This is a genomic window from Leminorella grimontii ATCC 33999 = DSM 5078 (genome assembly GCF_000439085.1).
Taxonomy (GTDB): Bacteria; Pseudomonadota; Gammaproteobacteria; order Enterobacterales; family Enterobacteriaceae; genus Leminorella; species Leminorella grimontii.
The window spans coordinates 72,640-84,871 of sequence record NZ_AUUA01000012.1 but is presented as its reverse complement, the minus strand read 5'-3'; the positions used below and the strand labels follow the sequence as shown (position 1 = coordinate 84,871).

8 protein-coding genes are annotated in these 12,232 nt (G+C 55.5%); 4 read left to right on the top strand and 4 right to left on the bottom strand.

The window, feature by feature from the left end:
• Positions 1–16 precede the first annotated feature (16 nt).
• Entirely contained in the window at positions 17–1,546 is a 1,530-nt protein-coding gene (locus G544_RS0113600; RefSeq protein ID WP_027275116.1) for a tripartite tricarboxylate transporter permease, read from the top strand.
• Between the two features lie 143 nt (positions 1,547–1,689).
• The gene (locus G544_RS0113595; protein WP_027275115.1) at positions 1,690–2,712 is read left to right on the top strand and encodes a LacI family DNA-binding transcriptional regulator; all 1,023 of its coding nucleotides are present in this window, start codon (positions 1,690–1,692) and stop codon (positions 2,710–2,712) included.
• Positions 2,713–2,779: 67 nt separating this feature from the next.
• On the opposite strand, the gene G544_RS0113590 is transcribed toward G544_RS0113595, so the two are convergent.
• The 3 genes from G544_RS0113590 to G544_RS0113580 form a co-directional block, all read right to left on the bottom strand.
• Complete coding sequence (locus G544_RS0113590) at positions 2,780–3,853, bottom strand: ABC transporter ATP-binding protein (RefSeq protein ID WP_027275114.1); 1,074 nt, start codon at positions 3,851–3,853, stop codon at positions 2,780–2,782.
• Complete coding sequence (locus G544_RS0113585) at positions 3,846–5,615, bottom strand: ABC transporter permease (RefSeq protein ID WP_027275113.1); 1,770 nt, start codon at positions 5,613–5,615, stop codon at positions 3,846–3,848. Before G544_RS0113585 ends, G544_RS0113590 begins: the two co-directional genes overlap by 8 nt.
• Before the next feature lie 93 nt (positions 5,616–5,708).
• Positions 5,709–6,797: an ABC transporter substrate-binding protein gene (locus G544_RS0113580; RefSeq protein ID WP_036024112.1), complete on the bottom strand. Its 1,089-nt coding sequence runs from the start codon at positions 6,795–6,797 to the stop codon at positions 5,709–5,711.
• Between the two features lie 310 nt (positions 6,798–7,107).
• Here G544_RS0113580 and G544_RS0113575 point away from each other — a divergent pair, with 310 nt between their 5' ends.
• Positions 7,108–7,662, top strand: coding sequence for a YqhG/Tai3 family protein (locus G544_RS0113575; RefSeq protein WP_027275111.1), 555 nt, complete (start codon positions 7,108–7,110; stop codon positions 7,660–7,662).
• 56 nt (positions 7,663–7,718) lie between these two features.
• Here the strand turns inward: G544_RS0113575 and G544_RS0113570 are convergent, their stop codons facing one another.
• Complete coding sequence (locus tag G544_RS0113570) at positions 7,719–8,783, bottom strand: NAD(P)-dependent alcohol dehydrogenase (protein ID WP_027275110.1); 1,065 nt, start codon at positions 8,781–8,783, stop codon at positions 7,719–7,721.
• Positions 8,784–9,399: 616 nt separating this feature from the next.
• Between G544_RS0113570 and G544_RS20605 the strand changes: the two genes are divergently transcribed.
• Positions 9,400–12,135 (top strand): autotransporter outer membrane beta-barrel domain-containing protein, encoded by a 2,736-nt coding sequence (locus G544_RS20605; protein WP_051155759.1) that lies wholly within the window; start codon positions 9,400–9,402, stop codon positions 12,133–12,135.
• Positions 12,136–12,232 lie beyond the last annotated feature (97 nt).

Sequence of the window (12,232 nt, the reverse complement as noted above, 5' to 3'; positions counted from 1 at the left end):
ACGAAGGAATAACGAGATGAATGAAATTCTGGAAGCCCTTTTTATCGTATTCAGCCTGGAAACCGTCTCCATGATCCTGCTCGGCGTGCTGGCCGGCATCATCATCGGCGCGCTGCCTGGGCTTACGGTCAACATGGGGATAGCGCTGCTGCTGCCGCTGACCTATTCGTTTCAAGGCATGACGGGGATTTTACTGCTGCTCGGCGTCTACTGCGGCGCGGTGTACGGCGGCTCGATTACCGCCATCCTGATAAGTACGCCGGGTACGCCCGCGTCGGCGGCGACGGTGCTTGACGGCTACCCGATGGCGAAAAAGGGCGAGGCGGGGCGGGCGCTCGGGCTTTCTACGCTGGCTTCCATGTTTGGCGGCCTGTTCAGCACCGTGGCGCTGGTCATGATTGCGCCGCTGCTGGCTAAAGTCGCGACCGGCTTCTCCGCGCCGGAGTACTTTGCGCTGGCGGTATTCGGCATCAGCATTATTACCAGCGTCTCGTCGCAGTCGATAATCAAAGGGCTTATCGGCGGTGCGCTCGGCCTGTTTATCGCCACCATCGGGCTGGACCCGATGACCAGCGGCATGCGCTTTACCTTTGACTCCATCTACCTGATGGGCGGCATCTCCTTCATTCCCGTGCTGGTCGGGCTGTTTGCCTTCTCGCAGGGGCTTTTGAGCTTCGAAGAGGACAACCGCGAGCGGCTGAGTGGGCAGGCGAAAATCCTGAAGGCTAACATCACGCGCATTTTGCCGACCTGGCTGGATTTTAAGCGCGTGCTGCCGACCTACATCCGCTCTTCCGTTATCGGTACCGGTATCGGCGCGGTGCCGGGCGTCGGCGGCGATATTGCCTCGTTTATCGCCTATAACGAAGCCAAACGCTGGTCCAAACACCCGGAAGAGTTCGGCCACGGTTCGCCGGAGGGCGTATCCGCACCGGAGGCGGGGGCCAACTCGGTTGCGGGCGGTGCGATGGTGCCGTTGATGACGCTCGGCATTCCCGGCGATGGCGCGACGGCTATCATCATGGGCGCTTTCATGGTGCAGGGGCTGGCGCTGGGGCCACAGTTGTTTACCGACCATCCGGTCGAGGTGAACGCTATCTTTATCGGCCTGTTCGCCGCCAACCTGTTTATGGGCATCATGGGCTTTATGGGCATGCGCCTGTTCGCCAGAGTGATGGACGTTCCTAGACGCGTGCTGGTGCCGGTGATTTTCATCCTGTGCAGCGTGGGCGCCTATGCGGTTAACCACAGCATGACCGACGTGTTTGTGATGATGGGGTCAGGCTTTCTGGCCTACATTATGATCAAGCTGGAGTTTTCCATGTCGCCGATCGTTATCGGCATTATTTTGGGCCCGATGGCGGAATCCAACCTGCGTCGCGCACTGATGATGTCGGAAGGCGATCCTTCCGTGCTGTTGACGCGTCCTATTTGCGCCACCTTTCTTATTATTGCGGTATTGACGCTGGTGCTGCCGATAGTCGGCCCTAAGATCAAGTCGTTTTTCCGGGCGCGTAAGGCGGCGCGCGAACAGGAATCTCAGTAACCGTTCGTGCCGATTGCCCAATCTCAGGCAATCGGCGCTCTTCTCTCACTTTATTGGCTACCCGCTACATAAATAAGCGTATTTACCGTATCCTGTTTGGTCGGGCGGACGTCGCCATAAGGGAATTAAACGGATAAAAAAGCATGGCCAAAACCATCGAGCAAATAGCTAATGCGCTGAACCTGTCGATTACCACCGTACGGCTGGTGCTGAACGGCAAGGCGGAGCGCTATCGAATCAGCGTCAAAACGCAGGAAAAGATAGCCGCCTACGTGAGCGAGCACGGCTATACCGTTAACCATACCGCCCGCAGCCTGAAGCTGAATAAAACCGAAACCTTTGGTCTGGTGATCCCCCGCTTGTCCAACCCGTTCTTCGCCGCGCTGGCGGAGCTTTTGGAGATCCGCTGCCGGGCAATGGGTTATCAGCTGATGATAAGCTGTACCTACGGCGATCCTAAGTATGAAAACCGGCTGGTGAAGTCGCTGGAAGAGCGCAACGTCGACGGTATTTTCGTCGTTTCCGTCGACGCGAAAAGTCAGGCGCATCACGTCAAGCATCGCAGCAAGCCGCTGGTGTTTCTCGACCGGGATTTCGGCGTAGCGGACGCTTCCTGCGTTATTACCGACAACCGCGACGGCGGTTACCGGCTGACGGCCGCCATGCTGGATAGCCCGATGGTGAATAAGACTCAGCAACCTATCCATTTCTTCGTCGGCGACGTTGGGCTTCCCACTATCGCCGAGCGCCTGAGCGGCTACGTCGCGGCCATGGCCGAGCGCGGCATGGAGCGGGACGAGCGTCATCTCTCTTACGCCGATCACAACCGGGTAGAGGACGGCGAGCTGATGATGAATCGCTATATCGAGCTGCACGGCGAATCGCCGGTGAACTTTATCGCTTCGTCCCTGCCGATCCTGGAAGGAGGATTAAGCGTGCTGCGCGAGCGCTACGGCTATATTCCCAGCCGCCTTAACATCGGCACCTTCGACGAACACGTGATGCTGAGCTTTCTGGGCAATAATCTCTGGTCAATGCGGCAGGACGAAAAGGGGCTGGTGGAAAACGCCTGCCGGGTTATGCTTGCCAAGCTGCAAAACGAGGTGGTCGGCGAGCGTTTTGTGGCGCAGGCGGAGCTAATTAGCCGGATTGGATACGGGCTTTAAGGCCGTAAATGCGGAGCGTTCCGACCGAGGAACAGAACCTCCGGCCGGAACGATTGGCGCGATGAATCTACGATTTAGGGAATAGCCACACGCACTCCGGCGTTACCGACAGTCGGCACTCGCCGTCGCTCGGCGGCTTAGCGCCAAAGGCGCGCACCACCGGTGAATCTTCGGCAGCGTCTCGGAACAGGTATTCCCAGTGGCTGCCCAGATACATGCTGGTCAAAAGCGGCAGGGTGATGGCGTTTGGTTCGGCGTCATCGTTAACCTTAACCTGTTCGACGCGCACCACCGCGATTGCCTCCTGCCCCTCTTTCAGGCCCGGCGCGGCTTTTCCCCACAGGGTCCAGCCCTTGCCCTCGATGCGCGCCAGCTCTCCACGCACCTCCACTATGCGACCGTTGAGCCGGTTGTTGCTGCCCATAAATTCGGCGGTAAACAGAGTGGTCGGCGAGCCGTACATCTGCTGCGGCGTGCCCTGCTGCTCAATAACGCCGTTGTTGAGCAGCAGGATGCGATCGGAAATCGCCATTGCCTCGCTCTGGTCGTGGGTGACCATCAGCGCCGACAGCTCCAGTTCGACAATCAGGCTGCGTAGGAACACCCGCGCCTCTTCGCGCAGCTTGGCGTCGAGGTTGGAGAGCGGCTCGTCGAGCAGCAGCACCGGCGGGTTATAAACCAGCGCCCGCCCAATGGCGACGCGCTGCTGCTGGCCGCCCGACAGCTGGTGCGGGTAGCGCTGGCCCAGTTGGCCCAGCCCAAGCTGGTTTTGTACCGCCTCAACGCGCCGTTTGACGTCGGCGGAGGGCGTTTTACGCAGCTTAAGCGGATAGGCGATGTTGTCAAAAATGGTCATGTGCGGCCACAGAGCGTAGGACTGAAATACCAGACCAAGATTGCGATCCTCGACCGGCGTTACTTGACCGCTCTGGCCGTCGTACATCACGCGATCGCCAATTACAATCCGACCCTGACAGGGCGCTTCCAGCCCGGCTACGGCGCGCAGCAGGGTGGTTTTCCCGCTGCCGGAGGGGCCAAGCAGCGTGACCACTTCGCCCTTGTTTAACTGCATTGAGACGCCTTTTAAAACCGGGTTGGTGCCGTAGTTCAAATGCAGCTCGTCTACTGTGAGTTCAGTCATTGAGTTTTACTCCAAAGCGCAGGGCGATCCCTAGCCCGAACATAACCAAAACGATGTTGATAAACGACAGCGCGGCAACGATGTCCACCGCCCCGGTGGCCCAAAGCGATACCAACATCGAACCGATAGTTTCGGTACCCGGTGAGAGCAGGTAGACGCCGGTTGAATATTCGCGTTCGAAAATCAGGAACATCAAAAGCCAGGAACCGATGAGGCCGTAGCGGGCCAGCGGCACCGTTATCTGGCGGGACACCTGGCTCGGCCGCGCCCCGGTGCTGCGGGCTGCCTCTTCCAGCTCCGCGCCGACCTGAAGCAGCGCGGATGAAATCAGCCGCAGGCCGTAGGCCAGCCACACCACCGTATAGGCTAGCCAAACGCTGAAGATGGTGTTGCGCGTGGCGCGCATCCAGACGATGACGTTGTCCCTTATCCACTGCGAGCCGGGCAGCACCGACAGGTAGCCGTCGGCTAAGGACTTGTCCATCCACATCGGCGTAAACAGAAACACCCACAGGAAGGCCAGGCCGGCCAGCAGGCCTGGCACCGCGCGGGGCACCAGCACGCTGTAGTCAAGGAAGCGGGTGATGCGGTCCGGTTTGCGGTGCATCGCCAGGCTGATAAAGGTGTAACAGATAACCGCCAGCGCGCCGCCGAACACGCCGATGGCGACCGAGTTAACGATGGCGCGAATCAGGTTAGGCTGGGAGAATACGGTGCGGAACGTATCGAGCGACAGCTGATCGATAAGCGGCACGCCGACGCCCCAGTTGGACACGAAGGCGCGCAGCAGGATGCCGGCCAGCGGTACGAAGATGGTCACCGTCAGCCACAAAACGACGACGGCCGCCGCTATCCAGCGCCATTTGCCCAGCGGCAGCGCGTGGGACTGAGACGCCTTGCCCTTAACGGTGACAAAGCGGTTAGAGGTTTTCATCAGCCAGCGCTGCAGCATAATCAGCGGCACGGTGATACAGATAAGCACCACCGCTACCACCGCCATCAGGTGATAGGAGGGTATGCCGAGCTTGTTGGTCAGCTTGTACAGATAGGTCGCCAGCACCAGGTTGCCTTCCGGGTCGCCCAAGACCAGCATCAGGCCGAACACTTCAAGGCCCAAGAAGAACAGCAGCACGGTAGCGAACAGAATGGCGGGCCTGACCATCGGCAGGCTGACCGATACCATCACCCGAAGCGGAGACGCGCCGGAAATGCGCGCCGCCTCTTCCACGTCGGACCCCATGCTGCGCAGCGCAGATGAGATGTACAGGTAGGCGTGCGGTACGTGAGTCAGGCCGGCGATAATCACGATGCTGGTCATCGAGTAGATGTTCCACGGCACGAAGCCCAGCCACTCCTGCGCCCACAGCGAGAAAAAGCCGACCGGCCCGGCGGATACCACATAGCCAAAGCCCAGCACCATCGGAGAGACGAACACCGGCACCAGGATCATCGGCTCAATCCAGCGGCGGCCCGGTAGATCGGTGCGAACGATGAGAAACGCCAGAATGCCGCCGAGCGGGATAACGATAACCACCAGCCCCAGCGCCAGAATAAAGCCGCTTTTCAGCGCCTTGTAGAAGTCAGGATCGTCGAATACGAAGCGGTAGGCGTCCAGCGAGAACGTCTTATCGGCAACGAAGAAGGGCGCCGAGAACAGGCTCTGGGTGACAATAAGCGCCAGCGGCCCGTAGATAAACAGCGCCGTCAAAGCCACCACGACGCCGCGCGGCAGGCTTTGCCTGAATTTGCGCAATGAATTCATAGCTACTCCCAGTAAATAGTCGCTCCCTGTTGAAAAAGGGAAAGGGGCGGCGTGCCTTAGCATCAGCATCTACCGCCCTGATGTCATAGGGAATTATTTACCGGCTGCGGCGCGCCATTTTTTCAGGTAATCCAGCCGCTTGTTTTGTTCCAGATATTCCAACAGGCTATCGTTGACCGGGATCGGTTTGAGCACGTCGCCGAGCTTTTTAGTTAAGCCGTCTACGTCGTTATCGCCGGAGATATCGTTACGAATGGAGGCGATATTCGCCTGATTGGCGACGATGTCCTGGCCTTGTTGAGAGAGCAGGTAGTCCAGCCACAGCTTGGCGGCGTTAACGTTTTTGGCCTGCTTGCTGATAAAGCTGACGCGCGAAAGCACCAGCGTGTAGTCGGACGGGTAGACCATGCCAAGAGAGGAGTCTTTTATCATGCGGGTCTTGGCGTAGGGTTCGAGGATGTTGAACCCCAGCAGGTTCTCGCCGGAGGAAACGCGCTCAAGCATGGTGCCGGTGGACGATTGGACGATCATGCCCGCGCTGGCGGTATCCTTCAGGTGTGCGAAGTAGTCAGGGTCGTGCTTCATGTCCTCGACCGACAGCATAAAGCCCAGAGCTGATTTCTCGATGTCATAGGTGGTGACTTTGTTTTTGAAACGATCCTGCTGGCCTTTCACCAGCTTAGCCAGATCCGCGTGAGACTTGGGCGCTTCGTCTTCTTTAATCAGGCGCTTGTTGTAGATAAACACCAGAGGTTCGAAAGTGGTGCCGTAGGCGGTGTCTTTCCAGACGGCCCAGGCGGGCAGCTTATCGGCTTCGGGCGAGCGGTAGTTGAGCGCATAGTCTTTTGCCAGCTTCAGCGCGGTATCCATCGACGAGCTCCAGACCACGTCGCCGCTGCCGCTGAACGAGGCCTGCTCGCTGACGTAGCGGTTGTAGATCTCGGTGCTGTTCATGTCGTTGTATTCAACGGTGATGTCGGGGTACAGCTTTTGAAAGCCTTTGATGATCGGCTGAGCGGTGGCGGTGTCGGTGGTGGAGTAAATCACCACTTTTCCCTCTTTGTTGGCCGCATCGATGATTTTCTGGTAGTCGGCAGGATAGTTTGCCGGAACGGCGGCGAAAGCGGTACTGACGCTGAGCGCCAGCAGGCCCGCCGTGAACAGATATGCTTGCTTTGCCATAGTGATTACCCATTTTATAGTGGTTATGAACTTATCGTTCCGTCCATGGCCTCACCGCTGCAAGCGGCGCTTGTCCTGTGACTCAAATTATTGGTGTATGGACAATTAAGTATGGTTATGAATTGAACAGCGGCAAGGTGAATGATAACAAAATGTTAATTATTTGTGACTTGATTCAAATTATTAGTTTAGGTAAGTGATTTTTAAAATTCTATACAAGCGCTAAGATAGGAAGCCGTTAACTGCCGAGTTAATGGCGTAGCCACAGATTTTCAGTGGTGAATGGATTGCATTTTAAGGAAATCATTGTATGAAATGGAACGTTTCCTCCCTGTGGCCCGCCGCGCTGCCGTTTTTGTTAGCCGCGTGCTCATCTTTTCCTTCCTCTTCTTCCTTTGACGACGTCTGCCGCGATTCCGTCAAGGTGACTCAGCAGTTTTACGATCGCTTTATCGTAACCAACGAGTTTGACGCTTACAGCGAAGAGAAGATGAGCGGCTATTCTGCCTATCTTAGCGCCGAGCTTTATCAGCTGATTACGGATGCGATACGGCGTGATAAAGCGTATCTGGCGGCAAATCCTGGGAATAAGGGGCGCTTTGGCGACGGCGTGCCTTTTTACGGCAGCGCTGACGGCATATCGAGCGCTAAAGTGATAGCGCCCGCGAAGCGGATTTCATCAGAGGTAAACGCGGTCACGTTGACGCTCGATATGCGCAACGACCGCGATGATATCGCCTGGCGGGATGCGGTGGCGTTGAGCCGCGCTAGCGCCGGATCGTGCTGGCAAATAGATAACGTAATTTTTGATGAAGACACCAATACTTCGTCGCTACAGGACATTCTGCGCGACGAAGAAGAATGACGTTGCCTGCGGCCGGGCCTCTTTATCTACGCCTGGCCGCAGTAAGAATTACAGGCCTACAGGTTCTCTATTTCCAATGACTTCATGTCTATCACAAAGCGATACCTCACGTCGCTTTTCAGCATGCGGGTATAGGCCTGATTGATCTCTTGAATGTTAATCATCTCAATGTCGCAACCGATGCCGCGCTCGGCGCAGAAGTCCAGCATTTCCTGCGTTTCGGCAATGCCGCCAATCAGCGAGCCGGCCAGCGTTTTGCGGCTCATCACCAAAATGCCGCTGTGAAGCGGCGGCTCTACCAGCTCCAGCAGGCCGACCAGTACGAACGTGCCGTCGCGTTTGAGGGTCGTTAGGTAGGGATTAAGGTCGTGCTGATTGGGCACGGTATCGAGAATAAAGTCAAAGTGGTTGCTGACGGCCTGCATCTGCGCGTCGTCGGTGGAAATCACCACGTGGTTGGCCCCAAGGCGGCGTGCTTCCCGCTCTTTTCCCGGCGAGCGGGTAAACAGCGTGACGTCTGCCCCAAAGGCATGAGCGAACTTCAGCGCCATGTGCCCCAGGCCGCCCAGGCCTACGATCGCCACTTTGTCTCCCGGTCCGACCTTCCAGTGGCGCAGCGGTGAATAGGTGGTGATGCCGGCGCACAGCAGCGGCGCGGCGGAGGCCTTATCCAACGCGTTCGGCAGGCGCAGTACGAACTTTTCGGACACTACGACAGCCTCCGAATAGCCGCCGTAGGTGATACTGCCGTCGTGTCTGTCCCGACCGTTGTAGGTGAGCGTCATGCCGTTTTCGCAATACTGCTCCAGCCCCTCTTTACAGGACGCGCATTCCTGGCAGGAGTCTACCAGACAGCCGACGCCGACCCAGTCGCCGGCTTTAAATTTACTAACTCTGGCGCCAACCGCCGTTACCTTTCCTACGATTTCATGGCCGGGTACAACCGGGTAAATCGTGTTGTGCCACTCGTTCCTTACCTGATGCAGGTCGGAGTGGCAGACGCCGCAATAGTGAATTTTAATCGATACGTCATCTTCACGCAGCTCGCGGCGGCTGATGGGGTGGAGTGCGACGGGAGAGGTTTCTGAAACGGCAGCAAAGCTGCGTATGCGCATAGTCATGAGTTTCACCTTGTGATGATTAGCGAGGATGACTTTAAGGGTAGTGCAAAATGAGGGAGCGAGGAAAAATTCAGCCCTACTGGCGCAATAGGGAAGGGGTATCGTTGAACAAAATGAAGCGAATAAGTTAGTTTAAGGGGGGACAATAATACGCGTATCCGCGCTATTTTTTAACACCACGTTCTTTCCCATAAAAAATGTAACCACTGCTTTGAGTTAGGATTATTTGTTGATTATTAAATGAAAATTTACATCAATATTGAATTTATTCTAAAAGTCCAATTTTAGATTAATTTTATATATGGAAATAACATTTTTGTTGGTAGGATTGGAACTCATAAATCTAATTAATTCGTATAAATTTCATATATTGCCTTCAATTCCCTCCCCCTCGTTAGCAGGATGCTGGTGAATTTAAAGGTAATTATTTAATAACTAATGTAAATAATATAACCACCCTTTAGTATTTATTATTATCACTAATGAATTCGAGGTGGTTTTATTATTGCAGCGTTTTATAACATTCAAAAATCAAACTTATAGCGAATCATATTGGCGATATTGTCCAATTCACGCGTGGATTTTTTATTAACTGTTTGTTCTAAAAGGATTTAGTATGAAAAGATCTAATGGACGTTTTATTAAGCACGTTCTTCCTCTAGGCTTCATTCTTCCCTTTAGCAACTCCTTAATGGCCGATGCCAACGTTCCCTGCGGTAACGGCGCGACGATTACGAACGTTACGGTATTCGGTGGTTCCTATACGGCGTCTAATACCTGCGGAAGCAACGTTACAATAACGACATCGGGTTCTAAAACCATTTCGGGCGGAAATGAAACCAACAATACTAACGGTATTTATTTCGGCCAGAACGGCCCCCATCCTGCCTTTATCTTTGGCGAATACCTGACGGTAAGAACGTCGGGCAGCTTCGTTGACGCTATTCGCACCAACGGGCAGCAGGCGGGAGACGGCGTTTATACGGTGATTGCGGGCGATCATGCGAAAATTATCGCTACCGGCAGCAACAGCAACGGAATTAACGTCGCGCAGAGCCCTAACGGGCAGGCGGGATACGGCAGGGTTTATCTGGGCAACGACAGCTCGGTGACCGTCGCCAGCGGTACTGCCGTTCGCGTCAACCTAACTTCGCAGGCGCCTTATTATAACCTGGCCTATGTAGGCAACAATTCCACGATTACCGCAGGCGGTACGGGAACTAACGGCAGCAACACGATGGGATATGCCGTTTATGCCGGCAACCGCGACTCGGTATTAACCAATGGCACCGCTTACGGCACGAACGCGGTGGCGATTATCGGTTCCGGCTCGACGATTAAGACGACGGGCAGTGCGGGCCATGCGGTTTACGCAAACAAGGGCGGCGTTGTGCAACTGCGGGGAACGGCAGGGGCTATTGACGTTTCCGCTGAAGGCGCGAATGCCGATGGCCTCCGGGCGGAGAAGAAGCTGACGGTTGGCAACAACTATAATGCGCTGGGCGGCAGGATTGAGTTAACGGGCGATGCTATCGTTTATGTCGATGAGGCAAACGGCGGCTATGCGATGCACACGCTGGGCGAGGGGTCTGTGATTTCCTCAGCTCAAACTAACTATTATATCGGTACGGACGACAAGCTGTATGACGGCGCAGGCAGCATCGTTAACGCTGCCGCCAAAACCACCGCATCGGCATCGGGTATTTATACCGTAACCGGAAACCTGTTTGCAGAGTCTGGCCTTATCGATCTCAACATGACGGACGGCAGCGAGTTTACCGGCATGACCAAGGTCGGCGCTTATTCCTATACTAACGCCAGCAGCGCGACCGTGACTGACGCAAAAGGAAATATCAATTTAAACATTAGCGGCGAAAGCAGTATTTGGAACATGACGGCGGATTCTGAGCTGACTAACCTGACGCTGAGCGGCTCCACGCTTAAATATGTTGAGCCGGCCTCCGGCAGCCCGCTGTCTCCCAAGACGCTAATTGTTAACGGCGACTACACTGCGACTCTCGGAAAGCTGGTACTCAATACGGTACTGGAAGACGATTCGTCCGCAACGGATAAGCTTATCGTTAAGGGTGACACCTCGGGCCATACCGACGTACGCATCGTTAACGCCGGCGGGAACGGCGCGTTGACAACCAGCGGTATCGAAATCGTTGAAGTTGAAGGTAACTCGGCGGGTACGTTTGGCAACAGCCAGCGGATTGTCGCCGGCGCGTTTGACTACTTCGTTCGTTCAGGTAGCCGAATTGCGGGCGCAAATCCTAATAACTGGTATTTGATCTCCGACTACAGCAGCCCGATAGATCCGACGCCAGACCCTGACCCAACGCCCGATCCGACCCCGACTCCGTCGGACGATCCCGTTACTCCATACCGCCCTGAGTCCGGCAGCTATCTGGCTAACCTGGCTGCGGCCAATACGATGTTTATTACCCGACTGCACGATCGCTTGGGTGAGACACAGTATACCGATGCGCTTACCGGCGAGAGGAAAGTGACCAGCATGTGGATGCGCCACGTCGGCGGACACCTGCTTTTCTCTGACAAGAGCGAGCAGCTAAGAACGCGTTCCAACAGCTACGTGATGCAAATAGGCGGCGATCTGGCCCAGTGGAGCAATAACGATCTGGACCGCTGGCACCTTGGCCTGATGGCCGGTTATGCCAATAACCACAACCAGACGCGCTCAAACCTGACGGGTTATACCTCTAAAGGTAGCGTAGACGGCTATAGCGTGGGCCTGTATGGAACCTGGTACGCTAACAACGCCGATAAAACCGGCGCCTATGTCGATACCTGGGTGATGTACAGCTGGTTTGATAATGAGGTCAAGGGTGAGCAGCTGGCGACGGAAAGCTATAAGTCAGACGGCGTGACGGCGTCCGTCGAGAGCGGCTACAGCTTTAAGCTGGGCGGCGGCGAACGCGAAAGCTACTGGATCCAGCCGAAGGCTCAGGTTATCTGGATGGGCGTAGATGCGGACAATCACGTCGAGCAAAACGGCACCCGAGTGTCGAGCGAAACCGATAACAACATTATGACGCGGCTGGGCGTGAGGGCTTACGCAAAAGGCCATCACAAGATGGACGATGGCAAAGATCGCGAGTTTGAGCCGTTCCTTGAGCTTAACTGGATCCACAATACCGAAGACTACACGGTAAAAATGAACCAATATGAAAACTCGCAGAGCGGCGCGAAAAACCTGGGCGAAGTGAAGCTGGGTGTTGAAGGACAGCTGAACAAAAATCTGACCGGCTGGGTAAATACCGGCTATCAGTTTGGCTGCCATGCCTACAATGACGTACAGGCGATGCTGGGCGTGAAGTACAGCTTTTAACGACGGCTTTCCTCTCTTCTGAACTAAAAAAGCGGCGTTCTAGCCGCTTTTTTTATCCATTCCCCCTAAAAAATCCTTTCAGTTAGCCGATGTTTTG